Annotated in this window: 18 protein-coding genes; 6 read left to right on the top strand and 12 right to left on the bottom strand. The window is 44.1% G+C overall.

Annotated elements, in window-relative coordinates; genetic code table 11:
* Positions 1-34 precede the first annotated feature (34 nt).
* The 4 genes from BLT53_RS03210 to BLT53_RS24625 all read right to left on the bottom strand — a co-directional run bounded on the left by BLT53_RS03210 (position 35) and on the right by BLT53_RS24625 (position 3,058).
* Entirely contained in the window at positions 35-910 is an 876-nt protein-coding gene (locus BLT53_RS03210) for a patatin-like phospholipase family protein (protein ID WP_090232728.1), read from the bottom strand.
* A 131-nt stretch (positions 911-1,041) separates the two neighbouring features.
* On the bottom strand, positions 1,042-1,821 hold the full coding sequence (locus BLT53_RS03205) for a Cof-type HAD-IIB family hydrolase (RefSeq protein ID WP_090232727.1): 780 nt from the start codon (positions 1,819-1,821) through the stop codon (positions 1,042-1,044).
* Between the two features lie 108 nt (positions 1,822-1,929).
* Entirely contained in the window at positions 1,930-2,718 is a 789-nt protein-coding gene (gene yidC / locus BLT53_RS03200; protein ID WP_090232725.1) for a membrane protein insertase YidC, read from the bottom strand.
* Positions 2,615-3,058: a hypothetical protein gene (locus tag BLT53_RS24625; protein WP_139168363.1), complete on the bottom strand. Its 444-nt coding sequence runs from the start codon at positions 3,056-3,058 to the stop codon at positions 2,615-2,617. The genes yidC and BLT53_RS24625 overlap by 104 nt, the downstream gene beginning before the upstream one ends.
* Before the next feature lie 220 nt (positions 3,059-3,278).
* Here BLT53_RS24625 and BLT53_RS03195 point away from each other — a divergent pair, with 220 nt between their 5' ends.
* Positions 3,279-3,485, top strand: coding sequence for an alpha/beta-type small acid-soluble spore protein (locus BLT53_RS03195; RefSeq protein ID WP_061968741.1), 207 nt, complete (start codon positions 3,279-3,281; stop codon positions 3,483-3,485).
* Positions 3,486-3,641: 156 nt separating this feature from the next.
* Here BLT53_RS03195 and BLT53_RS03190 read toward each other — a convergent pair whose 3' ends face one another.
* Together BLT53_RS03190 and gnd are read right to left on the bottom strand one after the other, a co-directional pair.
* A complete protein-coding gene (locus tag BLT53_RS03190; protein WP_090232723.1) occupies positions 3,642-4,160 on the bottom strand; it encodes an acyl-CoA thioesterase in 519 nt (172 codons plus the stop codon).
* A gap of 73 nt (positions 4,161-4,233) precedes the next feature.
* The gene (gnd, locus tag BLT53_RS03185) at positions 4,234-5,130 is read right to left on the bottom strand and encodes a phosphogluconate dehydrogenase (NAD(+)-dependent, decarboxylating) (protein WP_090232722.1); all 897 of its coding nucleotides are present in this window, start codon (positions 5,128-5,130) and stop codon (positions 4,234-4,236) included.
* Between the two features lie 130 nt (positions 5,131-5,260).
* On the opposite strand from gnd, the gene sspL reads away from it, so the two are divergent.
* From sspL to BLT53_RS03165, 4 genes are all read left to right on the top strand, one after another.
* Positions 5,261-5,398: a small, acid-soluble spore protein L gene (sspL, locus tag BLT53_RS03180; protein ID WP_061968733.1), complete on the top strand. Its 138-nt coding sequence runs from the start codon at positions 5,261-5,263 to the stop codon at positions 5,396-5,398.
* Positions 5,399-5,561: 163 nt separating this feature from the next.
* Complete coding sequence (locus BLT53_RS03175) at positions 5,562-6,530, top strand: helix-turn-helix transcriptional regulator (protein WP_090232720.1); 969 nt, start codon at positions 5,562-5,564, stop codon at positions 6,528-6,530.
* Positions 6,531-6,599: 69 nt separating this feature from the next.
* Complete coding sequence (locus BLT53_RS03170) at positions 6,600-6,785, top strand: cold-shock protein (protein ID WP_090232719.1); 186 nt, start codon at positions 6,600-6,602, stop codon at positions 6,783-6,785.
* Between the two features lie 124 nt (positions 6,786-6,909).
* Positions 6,910-7,320: a YtxH domain-containing protein gene (locus BLT53_RS03165; RefSeq protein ID WP_170834207.1), complete on the top strand. Its 411-nt coding sequence runs from the start codon at positions 6,910-6,912 to the stop codon at positions 7,318-7,320.
* Positions 7,321-7,355: 35 nt separating this feature from the next.
* Here BLT53_RS03165 and BLT53_RS03160 read toward each other — a convergent pair whose 3' ends face one another.
* The 4 genes from BLT53_RS03160 to BLT53_RS03145 are packed head-to-tail and all read right to left on the bottom strand — an operon-like array spanning position 7,356 to position 11,162.
* On the bottom strand, positions 7,356-8,324 hold the full coding sequence (locus BLT53_RS03160; protein ID WP_090232716.1) for a sugar phosphate isomerase/epimerase family protein: 969 nt from the start codon (positions 8,322-8,324) through the stop codon (positions 7,356-7,358).
* Complete coding sequence (locus BLT53_RS03155) at positions 8,321-9,385, bottom strand: Gfo/Idh/MocA family protein (protein WP_090232714.1); 1,065 nt, start codon at positions 9,383-9,385, stop codon at positions 8,321-8,323. The genes BLT53_RS03160 and BLT53_RS03155 overlap by 4 nt, the downstream gene beginning before the upstream one ends.
* Positions 9,382-10,419, bottom strand: a complete 1,038-nt coding sequence (locus BLT53_RS03150) for a Gfo/Idh/MocA family protein (RefSeq protein ID WP_090232713.1) — start codon at positions 10,417-10,419, stop codon at positions 9,382-9,384. Before BLT53_RS03150 ends, BLT53_RS03155 begins: the two co-directional genes overlap by 4 nt.
* A 23-nt stretch (positions 10,420-10,442) precedes the next feature.
* Positions 10,443-11,162, bottom strand: a complete 720-nt coding sequence (locus BLT53_RS03145) for a ThuA domain-containing protein (protein ID WP_090232711.1) — start codon at positions 11,160-11,162, stop codon at positions 10,443-10,445.
* A gap of 204 nt (positions 11,163-11,366) precedes the next feature.
* Between BLT53_RS03145 and BLT53_RS03140 the strand changes: the two genes are divergently transcribed.
* Complete coding sequence (locus BLT53_RS03140) at positions 11,367-11,594, top strand: hypothetical protein (RefSeq protein WP_090232710.1); 228 nt, start codon at positions 11,367-11,369, stop codon at positions 11,592-11,594.
* Positions 11,595-11,635: 41 nt separating this feature from the next.
* Here BLT53_RS03140 and BLT53_RS03135 read toward each other — a convergent pair whose 3' ends face one another.
* Both BLT53_RS03135 and BLT53_RS03130 read right to left on the bottom strand, forming a co-directional pair.
* Positions 11,636-12,862 (bottom strand): MFS transporter, encoded by a 1,227-nt coding sequence (locus tag BLT53_RS03135; RefSeq protein ID WP_090236667.1) that lies wholly within the window; start codon positions 12,860-12,862, stop codon positions 11,636-11,638.
* Between the two features lie 93 nt (positions 12,863-12,955).
* Complete coding sequence (locus BLT53_RS03130) at positions 12,956-14,479, bottom strand: MDR family MFS transporter (protein ID WP_090232708.1); 1,524 nt, start codon at positions 14,477-14,479, stop codon at positions 12,956-12,958.
* Positions 14,480-14,520: the final 41 nt, after the last annotated feature.

Genomic DNA, 14,520 nt, shown 5'->3' with positions numbered 1-14,520 from the left:
GCACCGCAAGGGCAGCGGTGCTTCTTCTTTCTTCTTATGATAATTTAGAGATTGTTTTTTCGGAGAGCCATTCTTCAAGCTGATCGTACATATTCATAGCATCCTCAATGCCACGCTCATAAAGGGCATTTAGTTTTACCGGATTCCGCTCGGCTCGGCCAACCTCCATCTTTTCTTTTGGACGAATGACAAATACCTCGCTTTTCTTCTCAAGATCTTCAATGTAGTCCATCGTCTCATTATAATGCACATAGCGTTTCAACAATACCTCAGCCATTCCAGGATGCCGGCTGTAGATTCTCTTCGCCAGCCACTCCATCCTGGTTTTGCTTTTTCGGTAACCTTCGTTTTGGGTCAACACAATTACATTGCGCAGGTTTCCATCTTTTCTGGCTTTCCGAATGGGCACTGGATCGGCTACACCGCCATCAAGCAACTTTTTTCCCTGATATTCAATCACAGGAGCCATAAAAGGCAGAGAAGCTGATGCACGAAGGACTGTAAGTATTTCCTTCTCATGGTCGGCCTTTTCAAAATATACAGGCTCTCCTGTTTCACTGTTTGTCGTTCCGATTACAAACCGTTCCTTCGCCTTTTTAAAACTGTTAAAATCAAAAGGTACATGGATATTTGGAATTTCATCAAATATGAAATCCATCCCAAATAGACCTTTTCCTCTGAGCAGCCAGTTTTTATAGGATATATATTGCGGGTGGCGCACAAAATCAATGTTCACTACCCGGTTTCTTCCCCTTTGCCTGGAGATATAGGAAGTGGCGTTGCAAGCACCGGCAGAAACACCAATGATATAAGGAAAATAAAGTTCCTTGTCCATAAAGAAATCCAGGACCCCCGCCGTATAAACGCCTCTCATACCTCCGCCTTCGAGGACAAGACCTGTTCCATTCATCCTAAAATCCCTCTTTTCTATATAATAGTACACTATATGTAATAAAAAAGAAAAAAGCTAATGTTTTGCTTTGGCCGCCCCTCTATATACACAAAAGCGGGCATACTCAAAAAGCATACCCGCCACTTATCTTAGATTAAACCAGCATATTTTAAGCCATGCCAAATTCCATCTTCTCCAACTGGTTTAGTTACATAGTTAGCCGCACGTTTGGCTTCCGGCCTTCCGTTGCCCATGGCAATCCCCATTCCGGACGATTGAAGCATTTCGATGTCATTTAACGCATCACCAAAGGAAAAGGTGTTTTCCCTATGAATGGTGGTACGCTTCAGGAGCTCTTCAATTCCCTTAGCTTTCGATCCTCCATATGGCATAACATCAATTGCATGCTGGTGCCAGCGGATAAAATCAAAGGTCCCTTTGTATCCCTTGCGATAAGGCTGCTCAAAACCTTCGTCACAGAACAACAAAGCCTGATACACATCATTGTTATGGTAGTAGGTTTGATCAAACTGAGGATATTCCGGCAGAAGGTGTTTCGTGCTTTCATAAACGACTTCCGCATATTCGAGATTCGTTGTCGCACTGGCATGATCCAGGAAAACAAGAGGATGGCCCGCTTCTACAGCAAGCTTCTCAAGGTGTTTCAAACGCTCGACATCCAGATTGGCTTTATAGATCACTTCACCTTCAAAAACAACATATGAACCATTAAAGCTGATAAACGAATCCATTTCCAATTCTTTCAGCAGATGTTTGAACATAAAAGGAGCGCGTCCCGTTGCAATTCCTGTATGAACGCCATTTGCCCTTAATTTATGAAGAGCTTCTTTTGTAGAATCCGGAATCTTTCCGGTGGTTTCGTCAATCAATGTTCCGTCAATATCAAAGAACACCATTTTATCTCTCATCTCTACCACTCCTTATTTCTCTCCCTATATGATGAATTTTTATAAGCGGTCTGTCAACTCCTTGAATCCAAAAAGAAAACCCTCCGATGTTCGAAGGGTTCTTACCAATTAGGAATTTGGATTCGCTGCAGTTTGCATATTTTTCCGTTTGCGGTTCAACACAATGCTCTGGACCGTCATGAAAATGTTACCCACAATCCAGTACAGCGGCAGTACAGCAGATAGCTTCCATGCCGAGAATACGATAATCATTGGCATAATATAGCCCATCATCTGTATTTGCGGATTGGCCTGTTCGAGCTGCCTGTTGATAATTTTGTATTGGATAAAGGTTGTAATGGCAGCGATAATCGGCAGGATGTGTGTAGGATCGGGTGTACCCAGATTAAACCAAAGGAAATTATGTGCGGCAATCTCTTTGGTACGAATGATCGCATAGTAAAAAGCTAAAAGAATCGGCATCTGAATCAACAGCGGCAAGCATCCCATCGAAACCGGGTTTACACCATGTTTTTGATACAATGCCATAACTTCCTGCTGCATTTTTACTTGTGTTTCCTTGTCTTTTCCCTTGTATTTTTCGCGGATGCGCTTCATTTCCGGCTGAAGCTCTTTCATTTTTTGCTGATTTTTTGTTTGCGAAATGGTAAAGGGCAATAACAGACAGCGAATGATTATGGTTAAAAAAATGATAGCCAGTCCATAATTTCCGTTAAAAAAAGTAGCCACAAACTGAATTACTTCAGAGAATGGATAGACAAAATAGTGGCTCCATACGCCGTGGCTTTGTGCATTAACCGGCGCTCGGCTGCAGCCCGCCAGCACCCATATTCCCAAAATAGCAATTAAAAATTTTAATCCGTGTGCGAGTCCTGATCGTTGTTTCTTTTGAATCATTGCATTTCCTCCTTGTTGTTTTTCCATCTATGAAAAAGGACAAGAAGGAATGGCTGTCATTATCATCCGGTGCTTCTTTCCGGTATTTCCTAAGAGCAATCCGGTTTCTCATGAAACAAAAGTTTTGAACAGTGCTCGGTGTATTTTGAAGATTACGTGTGCAGGCTGTGTCTGAAATTCTTAACTGGCTGCTTCGCTTAATCGTATCAGGACACTGCATGATCAGGTGCCTGCTGATGCCAAGCACCGCCAGCGTAAGACCCAATGAAATCAGCATAACATCCATTTCACACAAAAGTTCAAGAATCGGTTCGATTGGACTCACCCCCTTTTGATACAAGTATAACTCCTTAGCGTCTAAAAAGATAGCACAGGAGCAGGTGTCATAGAATCGACAGAAATAAAGCGCCGTGTGGGAGGTCATCACGGCGCCTGATAAAGTATAGGGGGATAACATACTATACGAAAACCTTTATAAAAGGTGACTGAAAAAATTTTATTATTTCCATGCATATTTTCAAAGTAGTAATACAAACTAGTAGTACAAGGAGGTGATACATATGGCACGAAACAACAACTCTAACGAATTATTGGTGAATGGAGCTCAACAAGCTCTTGACCAAATGAAGTATGAAATCGCTTCTGAATTTGGTGTACAACTAGGTGCAGACACTACTTCTCGCGCTAACGGATCAGTTGGTGGTGAGATCACTAAGCGTCTTGTACAAATGGCTGAACAACAACTTGGTGGCGGATTCCGTCGTTAATCTTTACTCTCCTATAAAAGAGTGGGACAAGCTCCCGCTCTTTTTTGTTCACAAAAATAGCCAGGGTTCTTGTATCCCTGGCTGGAAAAAGGTAATTTCATTATAACACGATGAGCTCCAATTAAAAAAGAAAAGACACTCTTCGAAAAAATATTTTTATTGCTCCCACGGTTTTTGAGTGCCAAATTCCTCGGCTAGCCTTTTGCTGTTCTCTCTTCTCTTCCTCCGGTTAACAGCACGTTCGCCAGCTCCCTGGTGAAGCCACTTTTCTTCCGCAGATTCCGGCACAGCCCGTGGAACTGGTGTCGGTTTGCCGTCTTCCCCAAGCGCAACAAAGGTTAAAAAAGAAACCGCGCACACTTTTCGTTCTCCCGAAAACAGGTTTTCTGAAATGATTTTAACAAATACTTCCATAGATGTTTTATGGGTCCATGTGACAAAGGATTCCAGGCATACGGAATTCCCCACCCTGATTGGATGAAGAAAATCCACGGAATCTGTTGATGCGGTAACCACATTGCATCTTGCATGCCGGATGGCTGATATTGCTGCCACATCGTCAATATAGGCCATTAATTTCCCCCCGAATAATGTACCATGATTATTGGTGTCCGGGGGCAGCACCACACTTGATTTGACCGTTCTCGATTCTCTGACAAATTTCTCTGTTATCATGCTTATATATCACACTCCTATATAACATTATATGAAAAAAACCTTTGCAATAAAGCAAAGGTTTTTTTACAATTTACTTTTTGACGACAGCATGCCCGCCAAATTCATTTCGGAGTGCTGCTACTACTTTCCCGTGGAAAGTATCGTCCTCAAGTGATCGGAACCTCATAAATTGGGATAATGCAATGACTGGAGCCGTTGCCTGATAATCAAGCGCAGCTTCTATGGTCCATATACCTTCTCCTGACGAATGCATGACCCCCCGGATATCTTCAAGCTTCGGCTGCTTGGAAAATGCATTTTCCATAAGCTCCATGAGCCATGAACGAATAACCGAGCCATTATTCCATACTTTTGCAACCGCTTCATAATCATAGTCAAAATCACTTTTATCCAGGATCTCAAACCCTTCAGCGATCGCCTGCATCATGCCATATTCAATACCATTGTGGACCATTTTCAAGAAGTGACCGCTTCCTGCTTTCCCGGTCTTCATAAAACCGTTTTCGATAGAAATTTTTTCATAAAGGGGAGCGATGTAATCCACGGCTTCTTCATCTCCACCAACCATGACACAAACTCCGTGACGTGCCCCTTCCGTACCGCCACTCGTTCCGCAATCCACCAGGTGAATTCCTTTTTCCTTCAGTTCCTCATACCTTCTCAGTGTATCCTTGTACTTTGAATTACCTGCATCAACAATGATATCCCCTGAATCAAGATAAGGAACAATCTCCCCGATCACACTGTCCACAACAGGGCCCGCAGGAACAAGCAGGATGATTGCTCTGCGGCCGGTGAAGCTTTTGGTCAAATCTTCAAGAGAATGGGCTCCGGTAGCACCATGAGAGGATATTTTATCAACGGTTTCCTTATTCGTATCAAAAGCGATCACTTTAAAATCGTGATCAAGCATATTTTGGGCAATATTAAAACCCATTTTTCCCAAACCAACTAGACCGATTTCCATTTACATCACTTCCTCTGTAATCTTTAGCTTTCCTACTCCACTAGTTATTCCACAAAAGGTTAAGCTTTAACCTGAATTTAACGAATGATTCCTTTAGGGTTGGCCACGATAATAAAAGGGAGGTGATCGTATGACAAAGAAAAGCAGCGGAAAAGGACGGGCAGCAACAGGAGTTACGCCACAAGGAACAAGTGAGGATGCTGAATTCGCCCAAGACCCGAAAACCGAACTTGAAAACCGGGCAAAAAAGAGCAATACGAAACGTTAATTTCAGCTCAGGATTTCATTTATGCACGGTGTATCACACGTATACTACCGTGCTTTTTTTGTCCACCGTGCTGGAAAATAATATGAAAAGCAATGTAAAACATTTGAAGTCCTGAACGATATAAATACTAGAACAACTACTTTCAGAATAAAAGGACGAAGCAATGGCGAAAGCAAAAAGGCTGGAACAGCTATTATTATTTATTAACCAAAAAAAACAGTTTACATTGAAGGAACTGGCTGATGAATTTAAGGTGTCCCCAAGAACCATCCAGCGTGACCTGCTGCATTTAATCGATCGGGGCCTCCCCATCTTATCCGAATACGGTCCGCATGGCGGCTACACCCTGATGCGAGAGAAAATACTTCCTCCAATCGGATTCTCCGAATCAGAAGCCCTCTCTTTTTTATTTGCGCTGCAAAGCCTGGGAGTGAGTGATTCTTTCCCATACAGCAAGGAGGCTCAATCGGTTAAAGAAAAACTGATGAATTTTTTGTCAGATGACGGCATAAAACAATTGAGCAACATTGAGAAAAAGTGGCAGGGCAAAATGCTACTCTCTGACCAGGTTCCTGTTCATCTGCCGCTGTTCTTCCAGGCGGCCATAGAACAGCGTGTAATCACTGTTGAGTACGAATTGTCAGGAGATCTCAGAATTAGCATCCTTCAACCGATTGGGATTATTGAGAACGGGTACAACTGGTATTCTCCCTGTTATAACCCCACTGACAAAACGGTTCATCTGTTGAATCTCAAAAACATAAAGACTGCTGCAATCGAAAATGAATGTCACCCTTTAACCGGTAATACGGCTCTCCCCGTCAGCCAATGGAATGAGCTTGTTTCTCCGCTCGAGAAGCTCAACCTGCATGTGAATCTTAATAGTAACGGGGCAAACAAAGCGTTGAATCACCCTGTTTTACGAAAAGACACCAAATTATCCTCCAAACGTTCAGGACAAATTGAAGCCATTATTCCGCGGGAGGCTCTCCCCCTTTATGCCGAGTGGATATGGGCGTTCGGAGCTGATGCATACGTGGTCAGCCCTTCTGAATTAGTGGATTATTTGCGTGCAAAAACGGACGAAATGGCTCAAATCTATGAAAGGATAACACCGGCTTTGAAAGTTTGAAAGTTATTTTACTCATAAAAGTCGCCAAAAAGGAGTATAATGTAAGTATTACACTTAAGGGGGATACCCATGGCCTTTTTTTCCAAAAACCCAATCGAACCAGTTCCTGATGTAGAAACTAAAGTTTGGGCATGTGAAAATGAAGAGTGCACATGCTGGATGAGAGCTGATTACTCGCTGCAAGAAACACCTGATTGCCCGATTTGCAAGTCAAAAATGACTCAGGAAATCCGCATGCTCCCAGAGCTGAAATAAAGAGATGAGGACCATATGCCCGCATTATGCGAGAGGTATTATGGTCCTTTTTCTTGTTATGCTTTAAGGTTTATCATCATTTCATGCCGGGTATAGAAAAACTATGAAAAGGAGGAGTTCGACAATGAACAATGAATACACAACTACAACTAATAACAGCAAAGAAAAATCCGGATTTACCACAGGTGTTCTTGTTGGGGGCTTAGTAGGAGCCGCAACTGCTCTTTTATTAACACCAAAATCCGGCAAAGAAATGCGTGCTGGCATATCCAGCCAAACTTCGAATCTAAAAGAAAAGACCATGCGAATGAAAGATGAAGCCAAACTTCAAACGCAGCTCGGAACAATGGCCGGTAAAGAGAAAGCATCAAATATGATGGAGTCGGTAAAGGATAAAGCAACCCAGGTAACATCACAGGCGAAAGAAAAAGTAAGCTCCATGAAAAACAAGAAAAATGATACTACGCCTACTGTTAAATCAGAGCCTGGGCTTCCCCCTTCTCCGGAAGCATCCAAAACCACTCTTGGCGAATAAAAGAAACGAGCCTCAAAAGGCTCGTTTCTTTTATTTTATACCCACCACATTTCTGCAGGCGTCTCTTCAATTATTACGTCATTCAGATTCTTCACTGCACGGGCAAACCCTTCATTGATGCTCATGAGCGGATCCTCATGCTCAATGCTAACCACATAATCGTAGCCATAGGTTCGTAACGCGCTGATCATGTCGGACCATTCCTGGACACTATGCCCGCAGCCTACAGAACGGAAACTCCAGGCTCGTGACCTGACTTCACCATATGGCTGCATATCTGTCAATCCATACATGTTCACATTATCTTGGTCAATATACGTATCCTTGGCATGGAAGTGGTGGATCGCATCCGCTTTGCCGAGAATTTTAATTGCTGCAACAGGATCAATTCCTTGCCACCATAAATGGCTTGGATCAAGATTGGCACCGATGGCATCACATGTTTCTTCACGCAATTTCAAAAGCGTATACGGTGTATGTACCAGGAAACCGCCATGCAATTCCAGGCCAATTTTCACGTTCTTGTCTTTAGCATATAGTCCCCATTCCCGCCAATAAGGAATTAATTTTTCTTCCCACTGCCATTTCAGGACATCACCATATTCGTTTGGCCAAGGGGTGACCGGCCAGTTAGGGTACTTAGCCCCTTCATGGTCCCCAGGCACACCCGAAAAGCAGTTCACAACCGGAATTCCGAGAAGACTGGCCAAATCTACTGTTTTAACAAATGTCTCGTGGGAAACACGGGCAAATTCCTCATCTGGGGATAGAGGATTTCCATGGCAGCTTAAGGCGCTGATCATCAAACCCCTTGATTCTACCTGGTGAAGGAAATCTTTTCTTTTTTCTTCACTGTCCAAAAGTTCGTCCACCTTGCAGTGAGCGTTTCCCGGGTAATTCCCCGTTCCAATTTCCACTGCTTTTACTCCCTCTTTTTTCACATGATCGAGCATCTGTTCAAAGGACATTTCAGAAAACAATACCGTAAATACTCCTAACTTCATTGACTCTCCACTTCCTTTCGCTCATTTAATTTCACACTGCTTCCAGTTAAACTGCTTTCATAAATGGCTTCAATCAGCATTGACACTCTTCTTGCTTCTTCAGGCTTTACGACCTGCTCCGCCAGTCCGAGACAGCAGTCCACGAAGTTCTCAGCCTGCGGATTTCCCGGATTATCATCTCCCGGGATAAAAGCGGCTTCCGAATTCAGCAATAGGCCATGTTTGGCTTGATTCAAGTGAAAAGGAAAGACATCAAGACCGCCTTTTTCTCCGGAAATGCTCACATTCTCCAGGTCTTCTTTGATGTTGGCAGACCAAGAGGTTTCCAATAACAGAGAAGCCCCATTTTCAAATCGGACATAGCCTGTTACATGATCATCCACCTCAAAGGTGCTATGATCGAAATCTCCCCACAAGTTCACTTGTTTAGGTGTACGGCTAAGCAGATTGTACTGGGAGCCCATTACTTCCACCGGCACTGAATCACCCATCAGCCAGAGTGCTAAATCCAGGAGATGACACCCATAATCAATTAAGCTGCCGCCACCCTGCAATTCTTTGTTTGTAAAAACACCCCAGCCGGGAACCTTTCGACGCCTCAAGCCCTGTGCCCTAATGACGAGCGGCTCGCCAATTTCGCCTTCCAGCATAACTTTCTTCGCTGCCTGTGCATTTTTCATGAAGCGGTAATGATAGCCAATAGACAGTACTTTACCGGACTCCTCGGCAGCTTTTATCATCTCATCACATTCCTTGGTGGAGAGCGCCATCGGCTTTTCACAAAAAACATGCACACCTGCCTGAAGTGCCGCCACCGAGATTTCTGCGTGAAATTTATTCGGCGTTGAAATAAATACAGCATCCACGTTTTCCAGAAGGTCGTGATAATTTTCATAAACTCCCGGGATATTATACGTTTCTGCAATCTGTTGGGCACGATGATGATTAACATCACTCACACCTGTGATGACTGCTTTCTCGGCCAATTTGCGTACGGCTGGGATATGCCGCGATTCTGCAATCCCACCGACTCCGATAAAACCGATTTTCAACATATTCATGCAAGTACTCCGTTGGCAAGGCTAACATTCTTCTTCGTTTCGCTGGCTTTTAATGCAGCAATAATTACCGCAAGTGAGCGTTTACCCTCTTCCCCGGAAACAGCTGGCATCTCATCATTTAAAATGCATTCTGCAAATTTGGCGATGACCCTGGAATCATTTTGGCCTCCGGAGTCGTTGGTCTGAATTTGGCCCAGTGAGTAATTAACCACAGAACCATCCTTGTACTGTGCAACCAATGAATATTCAGGACTTTCTTCCATGCGGAGAATCCCTTTTTCGCCGTAAATGATCGTAGAATTATCTTCTTTGGCAACATAGGACCAGCTTGCGGCAAGTGTGCCAATGACTCCGCTTTCTGTTTTTAAAACACAAACGGCCGTATCATCCACCGTAGCATTTTCTTTTGAAGACGTTTCCACAAAAGCAGCAACTTCTTCGATTTCTTCTCCTAAAAGAAATCGGAGCAAATCCGTTTTATGAACGCCAAGGTCTCCCATAGCTCCAATAAAGGCTTGTTCTTTTTTAAAGAACCAGCTGTTGGTTCCATCGGCACTCCATGTTTCTGGTCCTGGATGGCCGAACGCGGTTCTGAAGCTGTATATCTTCCCTAGCTCACCTTTTTGTATGATCTCACGCGCCTTTTCATGTGAGCGTACAAAACGCTGATTGTGGGCGATCATTAATTTTTTGCCGTTCTTTTCGCTGGCCAGAATCATTTGCTCTGCTTCTTCAAGAGAGGTGGCCATCGGCTTTTCACATAATACATGCTTGCCACTGTTCAGGGCGGCAATGGCAATCGGTGCATGCAGGTAATTGGGAGTGCATACGCTGACCGCTTCAATTTCCGGGTCATTTAAGAGCTCCTCATAGGAATAATAGGCTGTTGCTCCATATTCCTTGGCGATTTGATCGGCGCGGACCTGATTGATATCGCATACAGCGGCGATTTCTGTCTCTTGGTTTTGCTGGTACTCTGGCAAGTGTCGATGCTGGGCAATACTGCCACATCCAATAACTCCTACTTTAATCATTACTTCGTTCACTCCTTGTGTAATTATTTTACGCCAATAGCTTCAAGCGGTTTGGCATTTCCGTAAACTGGTTTTTCACTAGCTGTAGGCATTGCCCACTGAACGGCATTGACAATAACCTGCTGAATTTCTTTATTGTGATAGGTCGGATAGGTTTCATGCCCTGGTCGGAAATAAAAGATTTTACCTTGGCCACGCTTGTATGTGCACCCGCTGCGGAACACTTCCCCGCCTTCAAACCAGCTTACAAATACGAGTTCATCTGGAGCTGGAATGTCAAAATGTTCCCCGTACATCTCTTCTTTTGGCAGTTCGATATATTGTCCGATATTGGCAGCAATCGGATGAGAAGGATCAACGACCCAAAGGCGTTCCTTTTCATCTGCTTCACGCCATTTGAGGTCACAAGAGGTACCCATTAATTTTTTGAAAATCTTAGAGAAGTGCCCGGAATGAAGGACAACGAGTCCCATACCATTAAGCACTCTTTGGTGGACCCGCTCCACCACTTCATCCGATACTTCATTATGGGCGATATGGCCCCACCAGATAAGAACATCGGTATTGTCCAGTACTTCCTCACTCAAGCCATGCCCTTCTTCATCCAGTGTAGCGGTTCCTGCCTGAATTCCTTCATTTTCTAAAAATTGCTGAATGGCTCCATGAATTCCATCCGGGTACACCTCGCGTACTGCCGGATTCTTTTTTTCATGGCGGTTCTCGTTCCAAATGGTTACCTTCATTGGTTACACTCCTTTAATTTATGTAGAAATCCTGTTCTTTCAAAAGGGTAAACGTTTACGTAATTTCCAAAGAACAATCGATGTAAACGTTTACCTATATTTTAATGGACATTGTGTTTTTGTCAATTGCTAAAAATAAAAAAGGTTTTAAAAATTACGGAAAGGCTATTACTACAGTACATACAAAAAAAGGAGAGATTTCATATGGATAATGATAAAAAGCAAAAAGAACTGCTGAACCGGAATGACAGAAATAATGCCTTTGAAAAGAACCAGGAAAAACAGCTGGAACGTGATCAGCTCGTCATGCCAACCGATGATCTCCCTCTTGAAGACATAAAGGATGAAAATGCGGAAGAACGGAACAAGGAAGAAACGAAAAGTACCTCTTCTTCCGAAAAGAAGCTTAATCCTCCAGAAGGAAACCGATAAACGTGAAGAGCCGGCGCTATATGGCGCCGGCTCTTCACGTGTTACCTGGTTTGTTCCATCTCCCATGCCTTCACCGTTTGATCGCTTGGCAAGAGAAACGTCAATACTCCTGCAAATGGCAAGAAACTGACCAGCAGCATAATAAAACGTACGCTGTACAAGTCCGCTAAATTCCCCAAAATCACAGAGCCCAGCGCTCCCATCCCAAAAGCAAGCCCTACAATGAGACCCGAAACCATTCCGATACGACCAGGGAGAAGCTCCTGGGCGTAAACGACGGTCACTGAAAAACTGGTCATGATGATAAACCCAAGCAGCAAAAAAATCGGATAAACCCAAACCAGACTAACATGCGGAAGCAGCATGGCAAGAGGTGCAGAACCTAGCATGGACCAGAAAATCATGTTCCGTTTTCCGAAACGATCGGCAAGGGGACCTCCAAAAAACGTACCCGCCACACCTGCAGCCAAAAAGACGAAGATGTAATACTGCGCATGCGAAATGGAAAGATGATAGTTTTTAATCAAATAAAACTGGTAGAAATTCGAAATACCCGATACATACCACGAACGTGCGAAGACAAGAAAAACAAGTAGGCACACAGCAAACGTAATGTGATTCTTTCGTTTGGAGTTCGCCTCCTTTTTCCTCTTTTTGTTGACAATACGAGGAAAATCACCCAGCCTTGAACGGTACCAGCCTGATACAAAAATGAGCACTGCGATCGCCAAGGCAGCGACGAGCGTAAACCAGATGGCACCAAATTGGCCAAAAGGTACAAAAACCAGAGCGGTCATAACCGGTGCCAGCGATTGGCCGGTATTCCCTCCAACCTGATAAATGGATTGGGCAAGCCCCCTCCGTTGTCCTGCTGCCATGTAGGCCACTCGTGAGCCCTCCGGGTGAAATACTGCAGAACCAAGTCCGATAAAAACAACGGAGAGCAGAATGTATGAAAAATGGCTGGAAATAGCGATGCCCACCATACCAGCCAGACTGCAAGCCATGCCAAGCGGAAGCAAAAAAGGTGATGTTTTTTTATCGGTGTACCACCCGACAACGGGCTGCATAATGGATGAGGTCATATTTAGGGTAAACGCGATCCATCCGAGCTGTGCAAACGACAGATTCATCGACTTTTCCAGTATCGGAAAAATGGCTGGGATCACTGATTGCATCGCATCATTCAGTAAATGGACAAAACTAATCGCAAATAAAACCTTGTAAATCGTTTCCGTTGTGGGAGCTTCTTTTTTTACGGAAGCCATTGCCATTCTTTCTTCCTTCTTTCTGTAAACTATTTATATTGTAAAAGGTTAGCATGGTTCACCGCTTTTTAACAGTAAAAAAAGTATCAGAGGTTACCCCTCTGATACTTTTCCTTTACTCATTGATTCATCCGATTCCTTGACGCGGGCCTGCCCCATAAAAACGATAAACAGCAGCGCAAAGAAAACACAAATCAGCGAATAACCAAACGTGTCGGCAATAGAGTTTGCCAAAATATCCGTCAACTTGTCCAAAACCTCCGGCGGGATCTGTTTCCGCACTTCCGGCTGCAATAGCGCCCTTGAGTCCACTGACTTTTGAAACTGACCAAATTGAGGCAGGGCATCCTTCAGCCGATCACTTAACAAATTGTTTTGAATGGTTCCGAAAATCGTGATGCCCAGCGTCATGCCGATGAGTCGAAAAAATGCATTCTGGGAATTGGCGGACCCCCTCTGTCTGGCGTTCAACTTATGAACCGAAGCCATGCTGAGCACAGGAAAGGAGAAGCCCACTCCAATTCCGGCAAGCACCATATACAGCGTAACCAGCATTCTTGAAGTGCCCGCATCCATCGTACTGAGCAAATAAACGCCAATCAGAAAAATAACACCCGAGAACATCATAACTTTCCGATAGGAAGAGCGGATCACCGTTCGTCCGCCGGTCTGGCTTCCCACAACAACCCCGATCATCATGGGCATCAAGATCAGACCCGCATTCGTCGCTGAACCGCCAAAAACTCCCTGAATATAAATGGGAATATACATCGTTGCCAAAATAAACACTGAACCATAAAAGAAAGCGATCGCCTGGCTGGAGAGAAAGAGCCTCTTTTTAAAATGGGCCAGGGAAACAATAGGATCTGCCGCCCGGCGTTCAGCCTGAATAAACAGAACGAAAAGAACGGCAAACCCCGCCAACAATGAAAGAATAAGTGCCGAACCCCAGGCATACTCCTTTCCGCCAAATTCCAATGCAAACATCAGACTGACAAGCGAGGCAACGAGCAAAACCGCACCAAGATAATCAATTTTTTGCTTACGGTGTTCCAGAGATTCAAAATAGAACCTGATGATGAAAAAGAGGGATAGAAGGCCCAGCGGCAAATTTACATAGAAAATCCAGCGCCAGTCCAAATAATCTGTTAAATACGCACCAAGAAGCGGACCAAAAACACTGGACATGCCAAAGACCGCTCCAAACAGCCCCGTCATTTTCCCGCGCTGTTCTACAGGAAAAATATCAAAAATAATGGTGAAGGCTATCGGCATCAGCGCGCCGCCTCCCACTCCCTGAATCGCCCGGTACAAACTCAATTGTGTCATGGTTTCTGCCATTCCACAAAGAACAGATCCCAGAATAAAAAGGGCCAGTCCGGTAATATAAAACTTTTTCCTGCCATACATATCAGACAGCTTACCAAAAATCAGCATGCTTGCCACAGAAGCAATCATGTAAGCGGAAGTGACCCAGATAAATTTCTCAAAATCCCCTAATTCCGCAACAATGGTTCCTATCGCCGTAGCCACAATGGTGTTATCCATGGCTGACATCAAAATTCCCAGCAGAAGGCCAGCGACGACAAACTTCTTGTTGCTTTGTTGGTTTACCATTCATTCTTTCTCCTTGTCATTTAATAATGGACAGCTCTATT

Source organism: Fictibacillus solisalsi, assembly GCF_900103485.1.
Taxonomy (GTDB): Bacteria; Bacillota; Bacilli; order Bacillales; family Fictibacillaceae; genus Fictibacillus_C; species Fictibacillus_C solisalsi.
This window is presented reverse-complemented; position numbering and strand designations above follow the sequence as displayed.

Bases quoted from the DNA above. Each gene is read 5' to 3' on its own strand.
- BLT53_RS03210 (WP_090232728.1), bottom strand. From the start codon at position 910: ATGAATGGAACAGGTCTTGTCCTCGAAGGCGGAGGTATGAGAGGCGTT.
- BLT53_RS03205 (WP_090232727.1), bottom strand. From the start codon at position 1,821: ATGAGAGATAAAATGGTGTTCTTTGATATTGACGGAACATTGATTGAC.
- yidC (WP_090232725.1), bottom strand. From the start codon at position 2,718: ATGATTCAAAAGAAACAACGATCAGGACTCGCACACGGATTAAAATTT.
- BLT53_RS03195 (WP_061968741.1), top strand. From the start codon at position 3,279: ATGGCACGAAACAACAACTCTAACGAATTATTGGTGAATGGAGCTCAA.
- BLT53_RS03190 (WP_090232723.1), bottom strand. From the start codon at position 4,160: ATGATAACAGAGAAATTTGTCAGAGAATCGAGAACGGTCAAATCAAGT.
- gnd (WP_090232722.1), bottom strand. From the start codon at position 5,130: ATGGAAATCGGTCTAGTTGGTTTGGGAAAAATGGGTTTTAATATTGCC.
- sspL (WP_061968733.1), top strand. From the start codon at position 5,261: ATGACAAAGAAAAGCAGCGGAAAAGGACGGGCAGCAACAGGAGTTACG.
- BLT53_RS03175 (WP_090232720.1), top strand. From the start codon at position 5,562: ATGGCGAAAGCAAAAAGGCTGGAACAGCTATTATTATTTATTAACCAA.
- BLT53_RS03170 (WP_090232719.1), top strand. From the start codon at position 6,600: ATGGCCTTTTTTTCCAAAAACCCAATCGAACCAGTTCCTGATGTAGAA.
- BLT53_RS03165 (WP_170834207.1), top strand. From the start codon at position 6,910: ATGAACAATGAATACACAACTACAACTAATAACAGCAAAGAAAAATCC.
- BLT53_RS03160 (WP_090232716.1), bottom strand. From the start codon at position 8,324: ATGAAGTTAGGAGTATTTACGGTATTGTTTTCTGAAATGTCCTTTGAA.
- BLT53_RS03155 (WP_090232714.1), bottom strand. From the start codon at position 9,385: ATGAATATGTTGAAAATCGGTTTTATCGGAGTCGGTGGGATTGCAGAA.
- BLT53_RS03150 (WP_090232713.1), bottom strand. From the start codon at position 10,419: ATGATTAAAGTAGGAGTTATTGGATGTGGCAGTATTGCCCAGCATCGA.
- BLT53_RS03145 (WP_090232711.1), bottom strand. From the start codon at position 11,162: ATGAAGGTAACCATTTGGAACGAGAACCGCCATGAAAAAAAGAATCCG.
- BLT53_RS03140 (WP_090232710.1), top strand. From the start codon at position 11,367: ATGGATAATGATAAAAAGCAAAAAGAACTGCTGAACCGGAATGACAGA.
- BLT53_RS03135 (WP_090236667.1), bottom strand. From the start codon at position 12,862: ATGGCTTCCGTAAAAAAAGAAGCTCCCACAACGGAAACGATTTACAAG.
- BLT53_RS03130 (WP_090232708.1), bottom strand. From the start codon at position 14,479: ATGGTAAACCAACAAAGCAACAAGAAGTTTGTCGTCGCTGGCCTTCTG.